The sequence below is a fragment of the Flavobacterium sp. TMP13 genome (assembly GCF_050847115.1).
Classification (GTDB): Bacteria; Bacteroidota; Bacteroidia; order Flavobacteriales; family Flavobacteriaceae; genus Flavobacterium.
The window spans coordinates 3688740-3707738 of record NZ_CP193656.1; the positions used below are offsets into that span (position 1 = coordinate 3688740).

19 protein-coding genes are annotated in these 18999 nt (G+C 33.8%); 10 read left to right on the forward strand and 9 right to left on the reverse strand.

The window, feature by feature from the left end:
- Positions 1-28 precede the first annotated feature (28 nt).
- Complete coding sequence (locus tag ACRASX_RS15925) at positions 29-463, reverse strand: hypothetical protein (protein ID WP_066307131.1); 435 nt, start codon at positions 461-463, stop codon at positions 29-31.
- A 510-nt stretch (positions 464-973) separates the two neighbouring features.
- On the opposite strand from ACRASX_RS15925, the gene ACRASX_RS15930 reads away from it, so the two are divergent.
- The gene (locus tag ACRASX_RS15930) at positions 974-1336 is read left to right on the forward strand and encodes an STAS/SEC14 domain-containing protein (protein ID WP_432221951.1); all 363 of its coding nucleotides are present in this window, start codon (positions 974-976) and stop codon (positions 1334-1336) included.
- A 51-nt stretch (positions 1337-1387) separates the two neighbouring features.
- Here ACRASX_RS15930 and ACRASX_RS15935 read toward each other — a convergent pair whose 3' ends face one another.
- Positions 1388-2152, reverse strand: a complete 765-nt coding sequence (locus ACRASX_RS15935) for a TIGR02757 family protein (RefSeq protein ID WP_432223100.1) — start codon at positions 2150-2152, stop codon at positions 1388-1390.
- Between the two features lie 97 nt (positions 2153-2249).
- Between ACRASX_RS15935 and ACRASX_RS15940 the strand changes: the two genes are divergently transcribed.
- The 3 genes from ACRASX_RS15940 to ACRASX_RS15950 all read left to right on the forward strand — a co-directional run bounded on the left by ACRASX_RS15940 (position 2250) and on the right by ACRASX_RS15950 (position 6882).
- On the forward strand, positions 2250-4562 hold the full coding sequence (locus ACRASX_RS15940; protein ID WP_432221952.1) for a DUF4838 domain-containing protein: 2313 nt from the start codon (positions 2250-2252) through the stop codon (positions 4560-4562).
- A gap of 293 nt (positions 4563-4855) precedes the next feature.
- Entirely contained in the window at positions 4856-6208 is a 1353-nt protein-coding gene (locus ACRASX_RS15945; RefSeq protein WP_432221953.1) for a DEAD/DEAH box helicase, read from the forward strand.
- A 173-nt stretch (positions 6209-6381) separates the two neighbouring features.
- Positions 6382-6882: a pyridoxamine 5'-phosphate oxidase family protein gene (locus ACRASX_RS15950; protein WP_432221954.1), complete on the forward strand. Its 501-nt coding sequence runs from the start codon at positions 6382-6384 to the stop codon at positions 6880-6882.
- Positions 6883-6940: 58 nt separating this feature from the next.
- Here the strand turns inward: ACRASX_RS15950 and ACRASX_RS15955 are convergent, their stop codons facing one another.
- The 4 genes from ACRASX_RS15955 to ACRASX_RS15970 all read right to left on the reverse strand — a co-directional run bounded on the left by ACRASX_RS15955 (position 6941) and on the right by ACRASX_RS15970 (position 10330).
- Positions 6941-7648, reverse strand: a complete 708-nt coding sequence (locus ACRASX_RS15955; protein WP_432221955.1) for a DUF72 domain-containing protein — start codon at positions 7646-7648, stop codon at positions 6941-6943.
- Complete coding sequence (locus tag ACRASX_RS15960; protein ID WP_432221956.1) at positions 7645-8376, reverse strand: DNA-formamidopyrimidine glycosylase family protein; 732 nt, start codon at positions 8374-8376, stop codon at positions 7645-7647. The genes ACRASX_RS15955 and ACRASX_RS15960 overlap by 4 nt, the downstream gene beginning before the upstream one ends.
- A 72-nt stretch (positions 8377-8448) precedes the next feature.
- Positions 8449-9036, reverse strand: a complete 588-nt coding sequence (locus ACRASX_RS15965; protein ID WP_066307139.1) for a ferritin-like domain-containing protein — start codon at positions 9034-9036, stop codon at positions 8449-8451.
- A gap of 187 nt (positions 9037-9223) precedes the next feature.
- The gene (locus tag ACRASX_RS15970) at positions 9224-10330 is read right to left on the reverse strand and encodes a lactonase family protein (protein ID WP_432221957.1); all 1107 of its coding nucleotides are present in this window, start codon (positions 10328-10330) and stop codon (positions 9224-9226) included.
- A gap of 170 nt (positions 10331-10500) precedes the next feature.
- On the opposite strand from ACRASX_RS15970, the gene ACRASX_RS15975 reads away from it, so the two are divergent.
- From ACRASX_RS15975 to ACRASX_RS15990, 4 genes are all read left to right on the forward strand, one after another.
- Positions 10501-12429 carry a BatA domain-containing protein gene (locus tag ACRASX_RS15975; protein WP_432221958.1) on the forward strand — a complete coding sequence of 643 codons (1929 nt, stop codon included), beginning with the start codon at positions 10501-10503 and terminating at the stop codon, positions 12427-12429.
- Between the two features lie 29 nt (positions 12430-12458).
- On the forward strand, positions 12459-13712 hold the full coding sequence (locus ACRASX_RS15980; protein WP_432221959.1) for a dihydroorotase: 1254 nt from the start codon (positions 12459-12461) through the stop codon (positions 13710-13712).
- Between the two features lie 6 nt (positions 13713-13718).
- Positions 13719-14045, forward strand: coding sequence for a hypothetical protein (locus tag ACRASX_RS15985; RefSeq protein WP_066307145.1), 327 nt, complete (start codon positions 13719-13721; stop codon positions 14043-14045).
- Positions 14046-14148: 103 nt separating this feature from the next.
- On the forward strand, positions 14149-14793 hold the full coding sequence (locus tag ACRASX_RS15990) for an alpha/beta hydrolase (RefSeq protein ID WP_066307147.1): 645 nt from the start codon (positions 14149-14151) through the stop codon (positions 14791-14793).
- Between the two features lie 94 nt (positions 14794-14887).
- Here ACRASX_RS15990 and ACRASX_RS15995 read toward each other — a convergent pair whose 3' ends face one another.
- Entirely contained in the window at positions 14888-15388 is a 501-nt protein-coding gene (locus ACRASX_RS15995; RefSeq protein ID WP_066307149.1) for a hypothetical protein, read from the reverse strand.
- Positions 15389-15399: 11 nt separating this feature from the next.
- A complete protein-coding gene (locus ACRASX_RS16000; protein ID WP_432221960.1) occupies positions 15400-16164 on the reverse strand; it encodes an MBL fold metallo-hydrolase in 765 nt (254 codons plus the stop codon).
- 92 nt (positions 16165-16256) lie between these two features.
- Between ACRASX_RS16000 and ACRASX_RS16005 the strand changes: the two genes are divergently transcribed.
- Positions 16257-17708 carry a TonB-dependent receptor gene (locus ACRASX_RS16005; RefSeq protein ID WP_066307153.1) on the forward strand — a complete coding sequence of 484 codons (1452 nt, stop codon included), beginning with the start codon at positions 16257-16259 and terminating at the stop codon, positions 17706-17708.
- A gap of 72 nt (positions 17709-17780) precedes the next feature.
- On the opposite strand, the gene bcp is transcribed toward ACRASX_RS16005, so the two are convergent.
- Complete coding sequence (gene bcp, locus ACRASX_RS16010; protein ID WP_066307333.1) at positions 17781-18233, reverse strand: thioredoxin-dependent thiol peroxidase; 453 nt, start codon at positions 18231-18233, stop codon at positions 17781-17783.
- Between the two features lie 104 nt (positions 18234-18337).
- Between bcp and ACRASX_RS16015 the strand changes: the two genes are divergently transcribed.
- Positions 18338-18997, forward strand: a complete 660-nt coding sequence (locus ACRASX_RS16015; RefSeq protein WP_066307155.1) for an endonuclease III domain-containing protein — start codon at positions 18338-18340, stop codon at positions 18995-18997.
- Positions 18998-18999 lie beyond the last annotated feature (2 nt).

Consider the following 18999-nt stretch of genomic DNA (forward strand, 5'->3'; position numbering starts at 1 on the left):
TTTTTTTATCAAATGTATTTTTTACGAGCTATTTCTTCTCCATCAATCGAACAATTGCTGCAGTTGCTAATGCTCCCATCAAATAGTAACCAACTGTAAGGGCTTTAGTTGTAAATGATTTTGCAACGGGTGCATCGTCCAAATTCATTTTGCTTGGTAAATTTACAGCTCCCAAACCAGCAAGCAATCCTGCCGAAGCCGCGTTGCTCCACAGTTCATTTCCTTCACCACCAATTAAGCTGTAATACGTACCGTTACTAATAATATCTCCTACAAGCGTTGTACCAAATAAGGCATCAGCATTTTCTATTTCCAGTCCAAAAAAAGCTGCCGTTTTTTGGACTGCTTCTTCTCCAACTAAATCAATACGAGGCATATCATCATTTACACCTTTTAACGATTCGTTCAACAAGGTTAATACTATTGCACCACCTAAACCTGCTAATAAGTTATTGCTATTCATATTTTTTTATTTTTTTTAAAATTGACCCACACCTTTACTGTTGTTGTTTAACTGATCCTCTAATAATCAAAGACGTAAGCACTAATGCATGCACGAACGGGCGGAAAGCGCATGCGCCATTACAGCTAAGTCAACAACCTGACAACCCGTGTTCTTCGTTATAAAAGGCATTGGGTCAATTTGTTATCGAGTCGAATTTACAATCCGACCAAAAAGAATTCAATTTTTTCTTTATTTTTATTTTTCCTAGAAAAATTAATTACTAAAGATTTGCTTGAAATCTGAAGTATAAAATTAGAACTTATTCTCCGCGTCGATTTACAGAATTCACATCTATAGTTCTATTATTTAAACAAGTAAATAAAACAAGCTTTTATCTAAAAAATTTATATGTCTCTTAACTACCTAACGAGAGATTGAAATTTTAAAACAAGGAAAAATAATCCTGTAAGTTTTTAAACGGTACTAATTATAGCTTTAACTGGATAATAAATTTAAAAAAGTTCAATTATGATTACATTAATAAACGAAGCTCCAAAAAACATTGCCGCTTTTAAGGCAACTGGAGCAGTCAGTAAAGAAAATTACCAAACCGTTGTAATTCCTGCCATAGAACGATTAATTGCAAGAACAGATCAAATTAATTTTTTACTGTATTTGGATACTGATATAGCAAATTTTACTGCTGGTGCTTGGTTTGAAGATGCAATGTTGGGACTAAAAAATTTGGGAAAATGGCATCGCGCAGCAATTGTAACCGATTCGACTACTATTATTAGCTTTACAAATGCCTTTAGTTACATTATGCCAGGAGAATTTAAAGGTTTTGCAAAAGAAAAGTATGATGACGCAATTTTATGGGTTAGTCAATAACACGAATGAGCCAAAAAAAATTATATAAATGACTTAAAAGACAGATTTAAATTAAAAATCTTCAAATATTCCTAAACCAAATAAAGCGAAGTCGTATTTCACGGGATCATTCGGGTCTAACAGCCGTAAACTTGTGTCTAATTGCGCTAACGCTTTACTATCGTTCTGTTTGCGTTCTAAAAGTCCTAGTTTTCGAGCCACATTGCCCGAATGAACGTCTAGCGGACAAGAAAGCTTTGAAGGTGAAATCTGTTTCCAAATTCCAAAATCTACACCCAAATTATCATTTCGTACAAACCAGCGTAAACACATATTAATGCGTTTTGCAACTGATCCTTTGCTTGGATCGGCTACGTGTTTTCTGGTTCTAGTTTGGTGCGAAATTCCAAAAAAAGCTTGGTTTAACTCATGAATTGCGGGCTGCAGCGAGTGCTCTGTTTGATGTTTTATAAAAATTGCTTCTAAGCCATTGTGATTGGTATATATATGTTGCAACGCTTTTATAAAATATTTAAAATCAGCTGCGTTAAACGTTCGATGTACAAATCCTTCTAGTTGTTCTAACTGATACTCGCTGTGATTCATCACGAAATCGTAGGGAGAATTACCGATTAAATCCATCATGCGATGTCCATTTTTAGTAATCATTTTTCGGTTTCCCCACGCAATTGTTGCCGCAAGAAATCCTGCAATTTCAATATCTTCTTTTAGAGAATACCGATGCGGCACACTGATAGGATCAGGTTCTATAAAATCTACAGTATTGTATTGAAGTACTTTTGAATCAAGAAAATCTTTTAATTCGTTTTCAGGAATAAGCATGTAGTATAGCTTTAATTAGTTATTTGACACAAAGGTAAGACTTAAGAATTATATCGATTTACAGTATTAACTGCATTTTACTTCTGAAAAAATGAAGCTTTCCCAATTTAAAACGCATCAAATCCAATTTTCATTGGTAACACAATCTCCAATACACCAAAGACATAATTCAACAGATTATGAACTAACTTTGTCGGTTCAATATAAATCTTTAAACATGCAGAAAAGCATTTTAGTATTGCTACTTTTTATGGCTGTAAATGTTCAACTAATGGCACAAAGCGACATAATTTTCAAAGAATCGATTGCTCAAATTGGCTATTCTGATGAAAAATGCTCTTCGGCAGCGAAACTGTTACAAGAAAATTTAAACAAAATAAGTACTGTAATTTTTGACATAAATCCAAAATCAAAAAATAATGGCATTCAGTTAAAAATCACTTCGAATAAAAAAGATAATTATTTTGAAATTATTTCAGATCAAAAGCAAATAAAAATTATAGCGAATTCACCATTATATTTGGAATACGCTGTAACGACTCTTTTAGAAATATGGAACATCAAAAAACTGACTCCCAATTTTACTTATTATCCTGAAAAAAAAGTTTTACACTATCCAAAAAATAAAATTATTCGAGAACAACCTTCTTTTAACTTTAGAGCCATTTTATTTCCAGGCGCTTACGACCAAGCCTTCAGGAAATGGCATAAGTTAGATTGGTCTGTGGGTGATTTCGGTCTTTGGGGCCATACCTTTAGCCAATTGATTCCTAAAAATCATTACTTTAAAGAAAATCCAAAAATGTTTGCTTTGTACAATCACGAACGCAATTCTGGGTCAATTTGCTATTCTAATGACACTGTTTTTAAAGTTTTAAAAGAAAATCTAAAGCGATCGATTGCAGAAAACCCAGAGGCAACTTATTTTTCCGTTAGCATAAACGATGATGTGATCAACTGCGAATGTACTGATTGTAAAAAACTAAATGCTAAATATGGAACTCCCCAAGGAGCACATTATTATTTTTTAAACCAAATTGCAAAAGAATTTTCCAGTATTAAAATTGTATCTCTCGCTTATCTATTTACCCATCAACCACCCAAAAATTTAAAATTAAAATCGAATTTATATCCCATGTTTTGTCCAATTGAAGCGAACCGTGCAGAAGCACTAGATCAAGGTCGAAATAAAAACATTGCTAGCACACTAACAAATTGGACGGCACTTTCAAAAAATGTTATTGTGTGGGATTATACGGTTGAGTTCTCCAATTATCTTTCGCCATTTCCTAACTTTCAAACTTTTGATGCTAATTATAATCTTTTCAAAAGTAATAATGTTCATGGTGTTTTTGCCCAAGGATACGCTGATATTCCTGGAAGTTTTAGCGAGCTACGCCAGTATATTTTAGCCAAATTATTATGGAACACTAGCGCTACTTTTACAGAAATTACCCATGATTTTTTGAACGGATACTACGGAAAAGCAGCTCCTTTTATTCAAGAGTATTTAAATTTATTAGAAGAAAATCAGATTCAGTCGAACAGCTATCTTGACATTTATGCTGATCCATTTGCCGCACGCCATACGTTTCTATCGCCAAAAAATAGGAATAATTACGAAGACTTATTGATCAAGGCAAACAATTCTACTAATGATGAAGTAGTACAAAAAAGAATTTTAAAATTAAAGCTCGACTTAGACTATGTGTTTTTTGAACAAGCAAAGTTTTATGGAAAAGAGCAGTATGGAATGTATGAGAAAATTGGAAACAAATTTATTGTTGTACCTAACTTGCAGCAGCGCGTTGTAGATTTTACAAAATATTGCAACGAATTCGGAATTTACGAATTAAGTGAAGGTGGATTGTCTCCTGATGCATATTTGCAAGATTGGCTTTTTATAGCCAACAATAATGTTGTCGATCATTTGGGAGAACATACTAAAATGTCGTTTTTAACGCAGCCATCTTACGAATATAGTGCGAAAAAAGAAAAGGGACTACAAGATGGTATAAAAGGATATAAAGATTTTACTATCAATTGGACAGGATGGTACGGCGAAAATGCTGAGGTTGAAATTGATCGTAGTGCAACAGACTTTAATTCGATAGAATTTCAGTGTTTAGAAGATCAAAGGCATTGGATTTTTTTACCTGCAAAAGTTCAAGTTTTAGGTTTTTCTGAAAATAAATGGACGTTGATTGATGAAGTTATTGTGCAACCAATAGCCGAAAACTACAAGGTCAATCTGCAAAAATATACCTTCAATAGTAACGAACTTAAAAAATATGAGAAGTTGAAGTTAATTGCAGTACAACAACCAAAAGTGCCCGCTTGGCGCGAAAGAAAAACCAAGAAGCCGATGATTATGATTGATGAAATTATTCTAAATAAAATCTAAAATCTTGAACATTTCAGTAATCAACTTTCTACATTTAAAGCTTCAGTTAAAATTCATGTTAAATCTGACTATTCGGTGAACTGCGGAAATAAGTATGCAACTAGCATCTCTTTATATTCTCCACATTATTCTCTTTTATTTTAAAACTATTCAAATTCAATGCCTTTATACTGCTTCGTAATTTATATTTCGCGTAAAAACATAGCGCTACAATTGCTATAACGACAATGTTGGTGGCACTTAATAGTGAATTTAGATGTTTTTAATGCTATATTTGCAGAAAATTTAATGCAATGAGCACTTTCGAAAAATTTAATCTCCCAAAATCATTACAAAAAGCAATTGATGAATTAGGATTTGTTACACCTACTCCTATTCAGGAAAAATCTTTTTCTGTAATTATGTCTGGACGAGATATGATGGGAATTGCCCAAACCGGTACTGGTAAAACGTTTGCTTATCTTTTGCCTTTGTTAAAACTATACAAATTTACACCAACTAATACTCCAAAAATTGTAATTCTAGTTCCCACACGTGAGCTAGTAGTTCAAGTTGTGGATGAACTGGAAAAATTGACCAAATACATGTCGGTTAACATTCTTGGTATTTTTGGTGGAGTAAATATTAATACACAGAAAAAATTAATTAACGAAGGAGTTGATGTTTTGGTAGGAACGCCCGGACGTATGATGGACTTAGCTCTGGATGCAGTTGTGCGTTTTGATGAGACTCAAAAACTTGTAATTGATGAGTTTGACGAAATGTTGAACTTAGGTTTCCGCACGCAATTAACCGCACTTTTGGCGATGATGAAAGCCAAACGTCAAAACATATTATTCTCGGCAACGATGACAGATGAAGTCGATGCTGTATTAAGTGACTTTTTTGATTTTCCAGAAGAAGTAACTTTGTCTCCATCTGGGACACCTCTCGAAAACATTACACAAGTTACTTATAACGCTGCCAACTTTAATACCAAAGTCAATCTACTGAAACACTTATTAGAGACCAACGAAAGCATGGAACGTGTTTTGATTTTCGTAAATAACAAAAAGATTTCGGATATGTTGCACAGCCGCATTGATGAAGATTTTGAAGGTCAATTTGGGGTTATTCACTCGAATAAATCACAAAATTACCGTTTAAGTACGATGGCCGAATTTCAGAAAGGAAATTTACGTGGCTTAATAACCACCGATATTATGGCGAGAGGTTTAGATATCTCAAATATTTCGCATGTAATTAATTTCGAAATGCCTGAAATGCCTGAGTTATACATGCACCGAATTGGTAGAACGGGTCGTGCCGATGCGACTGGAACAGCAATAAGTTTTGTAGCACCTCGTGAAGTAGAATTTAAAATTGAAATTGAAGTTTTGATGAATACTGAATTAAAAGTTGAAGAACTTCCTGAAGAAGTTGAAATTTCAACCAAACTAATTGAGCCAGAAAAAGACAGACAACCGATCAAATTTTTGATGAAGAAGCAAACTTTGGATGGTGAAGGTGCGTTTCATGATAGAGCAAAGAAAAACACTAAAGTTAATTTAGGTGGTCCATCAAAAACAAAGAAAAAAACACATGGTTCTGTCAATAGAAATATGCTAAAAATTCAAGCTCAGAAAAAAAAGAAAAAGAAGAAATAATCGCTTCCTAATAATATAATATAAGCCGCTACATTTTAAAATGAAGCGGTTTTTTTATTTAATTGAAATCTAATAAAGTTATAACCTAATTCTGTAAGATCAAATGCAGTTAATAACAGAACTTTATACCTCTTTAAATTAATAAATTAAGTAATCAAAAAAAATATAAAGTTATGGGAGATCATAAAGATTTAAGAAACGATTCGGCCGCAGAAAAAATTAAAGATCTTGCCGAAGATATTAAAACATGTATGTTTTGCACGTATAGCGGTGACAAACTAAATTCAAGACCAATGACTGCTCAAAAAGTAGATCAGGACGGTACTCTTTGGTTTTTATCTGACCGCCACAGCGACAAGAATCAGGAAATTTTAGCGAATTCTAAAGTAGAACTTTTCTTTGCAGAACCGCAAGATCAATTTTTAACAATTCATGGAAATGCAAGTATTTCGTATGATCGTGCAGTTATCAAAGAATTATATACACCAATCGTAAAAGTTTGGATGCCAGAGGGTGAAGATGATCCCAATTTGAGCGTTATTAAGGTCGTTCCTAGCGAAGGTTATTACTGGAACAACAAACACAATAGAGTCGTTGCAGTTGCTAAAATGACAGCAGCTTTTGTCACTGGAAAAACAATGGACGACGGAATTGAAGGAGAACTGAAGTTGTAAAAATAATTTCTAAATTTTTAAAGAGGCAATTGCAATTTAATTTGTGATTGCCTTTTTTTTATAAAGCTTTAAAGTCTACAGCATTTATAATCCCTGCAGCACTTGCAGTATTGTTAAAGTACACAAATGCTTCGTTTTCGGCAATTTTAAATTTGATTGCTCTAAGCTCTTCTGCTGTATAACTCGAATAAAATAGTTTCGGTTTTCCATGTAATCTCATGTAAATTAAAGGTCCATTTACAGAAATCGTTTCTGGCAAATTTGGATAACTGACACTACAAAAGGTAATGTTATTGCTTGAAAAAGCATCCCACACTTCAGGGTTCCACCAACTTTCGTGACGAAACTCGACCACATTTATAAAACTCAAGTTAAGAGTTTTAACAATTAGCTGAAGATTCTCAGTACTAAATTTAAAACTTGGCGGAAATTGAAATAAAACAGCTCCCAACTTATCTTTCAATCCTGTTTCGGCAACTTTATAAAAATTAGTAAGTAAATTTTCGCAATCAACGAATTTGCGAACATGTGTAATTTCTTTGGGTGCTTTTACAGCTATTAAAAACTTGTCTGGTGTTTTTTTATACCAGTTTTCGAAAATTCTTATAGTTGGAAATTTATAAAAACTTCCATTGAATTCATACGTATTAAAGTGTTCGCAATAAAACGTAAACCATTCTTTGCTTGGTAAATCTTCGGGATAAAAAATTCCTTTCCACAACCTATTGTAGTAGCTAGAACAGCCTATGTTGATTTGATTTTTCATTGGTAAAACTTTTGGCAATTGCTACAAAAATGACTTTTACGTTTCTTTTTGCCTGTATCTTTTTTTATGAATGAAAGATCACAGCGACGACAAACTTTTTGACTGTAGGCTAACCAATTTTCTTTTAATTCATTATTATTCTTCCACCTCAAAAAATCAAAGCTGTACTTTCTAGCTTCTTTAATAATGGAAGAAATCTGTTTTTTAGGAATTTTACCTATCAGCGACTCGGGATGAACTTTACACCGATATAAAACTTCATTTTTAATAATATTTCCAACTCCCGAAAATATATTTTGATCTAAAAGCGCGTCGCAGATCTGGGTATCAGGAATTGCGTTTAGACTTTCGTTCGCTCTTGTAGGATTCCAGCTTTCACTCATCACATCTTCTCTCCAATCGTAATGTGAATTGATGTCGCCCTCTAAAATTTTAATTGAACACGTGTAAAAATTTATTTCACCACTTTTAAAAATCAAACTCATGCGCGCCTCACTCTCTTTTCTATCATTAATTCGGTAGGTACCAAACATCAATAAATGAATTTTGACTGTAAAGCCATCTACACAAATTAAAAAATGCTTCCCCCAGGTTTGAAAAGAAAGAATCGTTCGCCCTTCTAACCTTTCGATGTCCGCCGGCGAATTGCCTTCGACAGAGATTATTTCTTTTCCTTCAAATTGGTGGACTAATTCTTTTAAAATAACTAGGGACGGACCTTCTGGCATATTTTTAATTATTAAGATAAAAAAAAAGTGTAGTTTTTTAAGAACTACACTTCGTGCTACTGTATGCTAAAATTAATCTTCTTTGGCTGCTTTTACATTAACTGCTTTTACAGCAACTATTGTTAATTGTTTATCAGCTGCCTTCTCTTCTTTCAGCGTTTCTTCTAACAGTTTTGCCGCTTCAGTATGACCTAAAGTTTCTGCAAATTGTCGTAACGTTCCGTAAGTAGCAATTTCATAGTGCTCTATTTTTTGACTCGCAGCAATGATGCCAGCGTCACGAACAACACCCAGTTCGGTTTCCTCCATAATTCCTTTACCCTCTTCGATCAAACCAGCCATAGCATCACATTTTTTTGCAGTTGGCTTTTGATCCATCAGTTCAAAAACTTTTTCTAAACGCGTTACTTGTTCTTCCGTTTCGGTTAAATGTTTTTCTAATGAAGAAATCAAATCCTTATTGGTCGCATTTTTTATCATTTTTGGAATGGCTTTCGTCAATGCTTTTTCTGCCCAATAAATATCTTTCAACCCATCTTCAAACAATTCTGTTAAACCAGAAGCTGCGTCTGATTTCGCCTTTATTGTACCAGTTTTAGTTGCTGCTTTTTTAGTGTCTTTCTCTGTCTTTTTTTCTGCGGTCTTTTCTGTATTTTTCATAATATGTGTGTTTTAAAATAATTAACATACTCAAAATTAAGAGGATACGACACTAAAAAATTATATTATTTTTAATTAATTTTCTATTATATTCACATTATGCAATTGGGTATTAAAAGCACACAACAAAAAAAAGGCTAAAATCGTACATGATTTTAGCCTTTTTTCAATAAGACGTTGCAGTACTTTATTGCTTAGTAAAAACCAAGCAAACTGGTGAGCATAGTTCTATATTATTGTTAGTATTTGTTAGTTTTCCAGTGGCGCTATCCCTTTTAAAAATAACTACATTGTTAGTGTATTGATGCCCAACTAATACAAATTTTCCTGTTGGATCTATTGCAAAATTACGAGGTCCTTTACCACCTGTGCTAATGCGTTCAACAAATGCTAACTTTCCTTTTTTCCCTATTTTAAAAACAGAAATGTCATTTGCTTCTCCCCTATTGGTTACATATAAAAATTTACCGTCAGGAGAAGTGTGAATGTCAGCAGAAGCGCCTTCTTGACTTGCATTCTTATCCAAAATTGTAGTGACGTCCAGTTGTTTAAGGGATCCTTTTTTATAACAAAAAGTCGTTAAACTTCCGTCCATCTCGCTCACTAAATACACATTTTTACCATTCTCGCTAAAGGTAAGGTGTCTTGGTCCTGTACCCGCTTTTACAGAAATAGCACTTTTTAAAGTTAAAATTTCTGATTCAGAATCGCGATTATATTTATAAACGAATATTTTATCTAAACCTAAATCATTCACTAAAACATATTTTTTATCGGGAGAAAAATGCACCATATGAACGTGAGGTGAATCTTGGCGTCCTACAATAGATCCTTTTCCAGTGTGCTGAACTATTTGTTTAGCCTCAGAAATTCCATTAGCCGTTGTTTTAAAGACTGAAATATTTCCGCCAGAATAGTTGGCAGCGATTACGTTTTTTCCGTCGTTAATAATGTAGCAAGGATCACCACCTTTAGCACTTTCTTTATTTAAAAAATTTAATTGGCCCGACTGTGCATCGTACCCAAAAGCACTAATGGTGCTCTCATCTCCTATTTCGTTTACAGAGTACACAAATTTATTATCGGGAGAAACGGTCAAATAACTCGCATTAGCAGTTTTCTCGCTTTCATTCTTTTTTGAGAATAAACCAGACTCCGTATCAAATTCATACGTATAAATCCCGTTGCTTTCGCAAGTTGTCGTATAAGTCCCAATTAACAAGTTTAATTTTTGCTGCGCTTGAAGAGAGAATGCAAGTCCGAAAACAAGCATTAAGGCGGGTAATTTTTTCATTTTTTTGTTTTTTAGAGCCGCTAAAATAAACAATATCCAAGAGTTAATTTTTAAATACGTGCCGATTTTAAAAAATATCACAACTTCCTTTAAAACTGTAAACAAATTTGTATTTTTGAGGTTATAAATTCATTAAAATTTTATGATGATGAATTAAATATAGGTAGTAAATGCACTTTAAGAATCCCCAAATTTTATACTTTCTATTGCTGTTGCTCGTGCCTATTTTGGTGCATTTATTTCAATTGCGACGTTTTAAAAAATCTTATTTTACAAACGTTCGATTTCTAAAACAACTTTCTATACAAACTCGTAAAAGCTCCAAAGTAAAAAAGTGGCTATTATTAGGAACACGGTTGTTGCTGCTCCTTTTTTTAATTTTAGCGTTTGCTCAACCTTTTTATGAAGCAAAAGACAGCAAAAATGCATCAAACGAAATGTATATTATTTTAGACAATTCATTTAGCATGCAATCCAAAGGAAAAAAGGGTGAATTACTAAAACGTGCCATACAAGAGTTATTAGAAAACACTCCTGAAAACATAACTTTCTCACTGATTACCAACTCTGAAAGTTTTTGGAACACCGATATTAAATCGGTTCGCAAAGAACTTCAAAGTTTAAAATACAGTGCAGAATCTTTTCAATTAGACAATACGATTACCAAAATACAAGCCCATCAAACTAGCACTAATAAAGATATAATTGTAATTACGGATGCAGTTGGATTGACACAAAAACAAGTAGAAAACAGCAACTTACAACAAGCGACTTATTTTATAATTCCAGAAGCCGAACAAAAAAACAATGTGGCTATCGATAGCGTTTTCATTATTCAAACTTTAGATAATTTTTACGAAATAGGTATTAATTTGTCAGCTTACGGTGAAAACATTTCACCCGTTTCGGTCGCACTATACAATAATGAAAAATTGAGCGCTAAAACAGTGACTAAATTCGATTCATCTAAAAAAAAGATTCACTTTACCATTCCGAAAGAAGCTTTTCATGGTTATGTGAGCATCGAAGACAATGGTTTAGCATATGATAATCGCCTGTATTTTAGTATTTCTAAAAGAAAGAAAATAGATGTAATTAGTATAGGAAGCCCAGAAAAAAGTAATTTTCTAAGCCGAATTTACACTCCGAATGAATTTAATTTTAGTAATTTCTCTATCGAAAGTCTGAATTACAATTCAATAGAAAATCAAGATCTTATCTTATTGAATGAACTCGACGAAATTCCGCAAGCACTGCAAACCACTCTAAAATCTTTCGTTGAAAAAGGTGGCAATTTAGTTCTTATTCCGTCTCAAAAATCAACTATTACAGGACTCAATTCTTTTCTAGCAACTTTTGGAAAAGTAGTATTTAAAAATGTTGAATCAAACGAGAAACTCGTCACAAAGATCAATTTCGATCATCCACTTTTCTCTGGCGTTTTCGAAAGTAAAATTTCTAACTTTCAATATCCAAAAACTAAAAATTCATTTGCAGCTTCAAGTGCTTATGCTTCGGTTTTAAGTTATGAAGATCAATCTGTTTTTTTAACTTCTATTAGAAAATCCACTTCGGCAGTATCTGTTTTTGCGGCAGCTTTAAATACGCAGAACTCCAATTTTCAACAATCGCCACTTATTGTTCCTGTCTTTTATCAATTGGCACAAAGCACCAATACATCAGGGTTAAATGCATTAAAAATTGGTGACAATCAGCCGTATTTTGTAGAAAAAAAGTTGACTAAAGATGCTCTTTTAGAAGTTAGAGGAAAGGAAGGTCAGTTTATTCCTATTCAGCAAATTTTAAATAATAAGGTAAAATTAACATTTGATGATTTTCCTGAAAAAGCTGGTAATTATAGTGTTTTTGATAAAAAGGAATGGATTGAAAACGTAAGTTTTAATTATCCAAGAACTGAAAGTGATTTGAGTCAACGAAATAAAAAATTGCTACGTAAATACAAAACTGCAGATAGCATTTCGACGGTATTTAATACCTTACAAACCGATCGAAACGACAATCAAATTTGGAAATGGTTTGTTATCTTTGCTCTGTTATTTTTGTTCGCAGAAATGGCAATCATCAAATTGTTAAAATAATCGTACCCCAACATTAAACAAGCGACGTTATGAATATAATCATCAGAGAAGCTACAATTATCGACTCTACAAGTGAATTTCACCACCAAAAAGTCGATGTATTGATTGAAGATGGTAGTATTGCTCAAATAGGAACTTCTCTTGCTAATGAGGCTAAATTTCAAGAAGTAAAGTTAGAGAATTTGCATCTTTCGCAAGGTTGGTTTGACAGCAGTGTTTCGCTTGGTGAACCTGGTTTTGAAGACCGCGAAACCATCACAAACGGTTTGCAAGTTGCTGCTAAAAGCGGTTTCACTTCCATTGCCTTGCAGCCCAACTCCTACCCCATTATCGACAATCAATCCCAAGTCAATTTTGTGCGCAATAAGGCATTGGGTTTTGCTACAGAATTGTTCCCGATTGGTGCTTTGACCAAGTCGAGTGAAGGAAAAGACATGGCCGAATTATACGATATGAAAAATGCTGGAGCAGTAGCTTTTGGTGATTACAATAAAAGTATCGAAAATGCCAATGTCTTGAAAATTGCATTGCAATATGTACAAGATTTTGATGCTTTGGTAATTACTTATCCGCAAGATTCGAACATCAAAGGAAATGGAGTAGTTAATGAGGGAATTGTTTCTACTCGTTTAGGTTTGAAAGGGATTCCAAATTTGGCAGAAGAATTACAAGTTGCCAGAAATTTATTTTTATTAGAATATACGGCTGGAAAATTACACATTCCCACTATTTCCACTGCTAAGTCAGTAGAGCTAATTCGGAAAGCAAAAGCCAAAGGCTTGAGAGTAAGCTGCAGCGCATCGGTACATCATTTGGTTCTAACTGATGAAAAACTTGAAGGTTTTGATACGCGTTACAAAGTATCTCCTCCATTAAGAACAGAAACGGACAGAAAAGCACTGATTGATGGCGTTCTGGACGGGACTATTGATTTGATAACGTCTGATCATAATCCGATTGACATTGAATATAAGAAAATGGAGTTTGATACCGCCAAAAATGGAACTATTGGCTTAGAAAGTGCTTTTGGTGCTTTACTAACGGTATTACCTTTGGAAATAGTAATTCAAAAATTAACCTTGGGAAAAGCTATTTTCTCTATTGAAAACAATTCGATCAAAAAAGGTTCAAAAGCTAATTTTACTCTTTTTAATCCAAAGGTAGAAAGTACGTTTTCTAAAGCAAATATTCTTTCTAAATCTAAAAATTCTGCTTTTTTAAATACCAGACAGCAGGGAACAGTTTACGGTATTTACAATCAAAAACAATTGATTTTAAAATAAATAATAATGACTAGAACTACCGACAGCGGAAAAACGGCTGCCATAACAGCATACATTTTAATAATAGGCGTATTGATCGCAATGTCTATGAATGCAGACGAAAAAAATAAATTTGCTTCGTTTCATATTCGTCAAGCCCTAGGTTTATCACTGACTTTTATTTCTTTTGGAGCGATTATTAGTAATTTTGACAGCTTCATGATCACGTTTCCAATGTGGATTTGTGTATCCGTTTTGTGGGGTTACGGGATCATCACCGCTATTAAGGGAGAGACTACTCCTGTGCCATTGCTGGGAAACATTTTTCAAAAATGGTTTAAGACAATTGGATAATCGGTTGCAAATTTAAGACTAAACTAGCGCAAATTCTCATAACTGTTTAACAGTAGCGTTATCAAAAATGAATACCAAATAATTGAACACTGAATTTTACAACATGAATTTATCCTTAGAATACAAAATACAAGCTCCCAAAGTAGTATTAGATAAAAATCCATTGATCGTTTTATTACACGGTTACGGCAGCAATGAAGAAGATTTATTCTCGTTTGCAACAGAACTACCAGACACCTATTATGTGGTTTCTGCTCGTGCGCCTTATGACATGCAATTTGGAAGTTATGCTTGGTACGCTATCAATTTTGATGCAGATCAAAATAAGTTTTCTGATAATGAACAAGCTAAAGTGTCTCGTGATACTATTGCTGATTTTATTGATGAACTAATTGCTAACTATCCAATTGATGCCCATAATGTGAGTTTAGTTGGCTTCAGTCAAGGTGCAATTTTAAGTTATGCTGTCGCACTTTCTCATCCAGAAAAAATTCAGAAAGTAGTTGCCATGAGTGGCTACTTTAATGCTGATATTATTGCGGAAGGTTTTGAAAAAAATGATTTTAAAAACCTAAAAATATTCGCTTCACACGGAACCTCTGACCAAGTAGTACCTTTGGAGTGGGCAAGAAAAACTCCTGCTGCTTTAGGGCAATTAAACATCCCGATCACCTATAAAGAATATCCTGTTGGCCATGGTGTGGCACCTCAAAATTTCTATGACTTTAAGGAGTGGTTATCAAAATAATACGTTTTAATTAATAGAAAAAAGTCCGTCTCAAAGCAATTTTGAGACGGACTTTTTCATTTTAATCTTGTTAGTTTCTATTATAAGAAAGATTTTATTTTTGATACAACATTGTCTGATTTACTTCAAAAGATATCGTTTCATCAGTATTTACAAAGTATTTCAACAGTACTTCTCCCCAAAACTCACCATTACTGTACTCTGCAATAATCCAACGGTGATTTAATATTTTTATCTTATTGATGATAAATTTATTTGGTCCCATTTTATCTTGTCCAGTGTACGGATTTCCATTTGCTTCTGCGTTATAATCCAGTAATTTTTCTGTTACATAGGGAATCAATTTTTCGTAAGCGATTATTTTATCTCCTTTTCCAGATTCGAAATAATTTTGTGCGTTTTCATTTTTTTCCAATGAAAAATAATTTGCTTCGATCAATTGCGTTTCAACTAAATTGATACTATCACGTAATTTTTTGGTCGTCTTTTCATACCGTTCTTGTTCAAATTTTACTTCTTTACTAAAGAACATATAAGTAAAAACATTCATTAAAAGTGCAACTATAAAAAGATATAGCATTAAAGATTTTTTCATTGTAAAAATAATTATAGAGTAATTTCTAGATTGTCGTAGGCCAAAAACACATTTTCGGGAAGCTGCTTTGCTATTTCTTCATGAAAACCCAATAGGTGACTAATATGCGTCAAATATGCTTTTTCTGGTTGCACCAAATTTATAAAATCTAGCGCTTCTTGCAAATTAAAATGCGTATTATGTGGCTCAATGCGCAATGCATTTATAACGAGCACTTTTAAATTATTTAGTTTCTTTATTTCTTCGACTGCAATGGTTTTTACATCTGTTAGATAGGCAAAATCGTCAATTCGGTAACCAAACACCTGCAGGTCGCCGTGCATTACATTTATCGGAATAGCTGTTTTATTTCCCACAACAAATGGCGCATGATTTACCACTTCAATCGTATCAACAGCAGGTGCTCCTGGATATCTGTTGACAGTTTCGAAAACGTAATCAAAGCGTTTCTTTAAGTTATCAATTACGCGCTGATGTGCATAAACAGGAATTGGTCCTTGACGGAAGTTAAACGGACGTATATCATCTAAGCCTGCCGTATGATCTGCATGTTCGTGTGTAAATAAAATCGCATCCAGGTGCTTGCATTCGCAGGCTAACATTTGCTGTCTAAAATCTGGTCCACAATCAATTACAAACGAATAGTCTTCCCACGTAATGCAAATAGAGACTCTGAGTCGTTTATCTTTGGAGTCAGCACTCTTACAAACAGGATGATCAACCCCGATAATTGGAATACCTTGTGAAGTTCCTGTGCCTAAAAAATATACCTTCAACTTACTTTGTTTTTTACAAAAATAGCATTATTTCTCTTTCATTAGAACCCTAATTTACTAACTTTGCATCAAATTAGCCATATTTAGAACAAATGGGTACAGAAATAAAACTCAAAGGTGACAGAGTCATCGAGAAGATACCATCAATAAAAGACAAAGCACTTCGCATAAATTTAAATGAACACATTTACGGAACTTTTGCCGAAATTGGAGCGGGACAGGAAACTGTTAGGCACTTTTTTAGATCGGGAGGTTCTTCTGGTACCATCGCAAAAGCAATGTCAGCTTACGATAAAGATTTTAGTGATGCTGTTTATGGCATCGAAAAAGACGGTCGTTATGTTACAGAGAGTCGATTAAAAAAAATGCTTTCGCATGAAGTGAATTTAATTGAACAACGGTTGAGCAGAGAAAAACATCCCAACAAAATGTTTTTTAGTTATGCTAATACAGTTGCAACTATCGATTTTGCAAAGCAATATAAAGGACACGGCTGGGTAGGAATTAGTTACCAAATTGAACCCGATGAAGCCTACAACGAGATTATTCTGCACATTCGTTTTAAAGAAACAGATGCCAAATTACAACAAGAGACTTTGGGTACGTTAGGTGTTAATTTAATTTACGGTGCTTTTTACAAATACAATGATCCGAAACGTTTGTTGCGTTATTTGTATGATCATTTAGATAAAGATCAATTAGAAATTGATACTATTAATTTTTCTGGACCTCGTTTTGCAGACGTAGACAATCGCTTGATGAGTTTGCAATTGGTTAAAAACGGAATGACAGATGCGGTAATGTTTAATCCGGATGGAAAAAACATCTTGCCAGCTGCTATCTTATACAAAAAAAATATATTGGCTTTACGAGGTAGTTTTAGACCTGTAACTAAAGTAAACATGGACATGTATGAGAAATCACTGCGCATGTTTGAAAAAGAAAATAAAGTTGACAAAGACAATACTCTAGTAATTTTTGAAATTACCTTGTCCAATCTTCGTTCTGATGGAGAGATTGATGAGCGTGACTTTATGGACAGAGCTGAACTTTTATGTTCGCTGGGACAGACGGTTATGATATCGAATTTCCAGGAATATTATAAAGTGGTTGAATATTTTGCTAACTATACTAAAGCACGTATGGGCTTAGCCATGGGAGTCAATAATTTAGTTGATATTTTTGACGAAAAATATTACCGTCATTTAAGTGGTGGAATTCTAGAAGCTTTCGGGAAATTATTTTATCGTGATATGAAGGTGTTTTTATACCCGATGTTAGACGAAAATGGCGTTTTGATGGATTCAAACAACTTAAAAGTGCACCCAAGAATGAAAGAGTTATATAAATTCTTTAAATTCAACGGTAAAGTAATTGATGTCGTAGATTATGATCCAGAAAACTTGTCAGTATTCTCTCGTGAGGTTTTAAAAATGATCAGTCAAGGTACTCCAGGATGGGAACCAATGCTTCCTTTAGGAATTGCAGAAATTATAAAAGAGCATCACTTGTTTGGTTACGAGCCCGCAAATGTATTGCAATAAGTTCTTTTTTAAATATAAAAAAAGCCAGATAAAATATACTATTTATCTGGCTTTTTCAATTTAATCAATCTTTTATTTTAATAGCTGCGCACTATGTTCTTTAGTTTTTACCTTGGTAATGATGTCTTCTATAATTCCGTTTTCATCGATTACAAAAGTCGTTCTATGAATACCATCATATTCTTTTCCCATAAACTTTTTTGGTCCCCAAACTCCAAAGGCTTCAATAACCGACTTGTTTTCATCAGCCAATAAATTATATGGCAGTTTTTGCTTGGTTTTAAAATTTGCTTGCGCTTTAGCCGAATCAGCGCTGACGCCCAACAGTTGATAATTTTGATCCGTAAATCTTTCAAAATTGTCTCTTAAGTCACAAGCTTCTGCTGTGCAACCTGGCGTACTTGCTTTTGGATAGAAAAAAACAATTAATTTTTTACCGCCATAATCGCTAAGCGTATGTGCGAGTCCATCTTGATCAATTCCCTCAAAATTGGGCGCTTTATCTCCTATTTTTAATGTTGTCATAATAATTGCTTTTTTTTTAATCGACAATACGACTGCTGCTTGTCGCTACAGAATTAGGCACATCCTAAATTTTATTCTATTTTTACACTCATAAATTTACGGAAATGAATAAGGAAGAACGGGTATCATTTGTTATAAATACGTTAAAAGAGTTATATCCTACAATACCCGTTCCTTTGGATCATAAAGATCCGTATACTTTATTGATTGCAGTTTTACTTTCTGCGCAGTGCACCGATGTTCGCGTGAACAAGATTACACCGCTGCTATTTGCTAAAGCAGATAATCCGTACGACATGATCAAAATGTCGGTCGAAGAAATTAAAGAAATTATTCGCCCTTGTGGTTTATCTCCAATGAAGTCCAAAGGAATTCATGGCCTTTCTCATATTTTAATTGACAAACATGGCGGACAAGTGCCGCAAAGTTTTGAAGCACTTGAAGCTTTACCGGCTGTCGGACATAAAACAGCTGGTGTAGTGATGTCTCAAGCTTTTGGTATCCCTGCTTTTCCAGTAGATACGCACATCCACCGATTAATGCACCGATGGAATCTTTCTAACGGAAAAAATGTAGTGCAAACCGAAAAAGATGCCAAACGTCTGTTTCCTAAAGAAATTTGGAATGACTTGCATTTACAAATTATTTGGTACGGACGTGAATATTCTCCCGCGCGAGCGTGGAATTTAGAAAAAGACATTATTACGGCAACAGTTGGTAAAAAATCGTTTCTAAAAGAAGCTACTAAAAATAAGAGTAAGTAGCT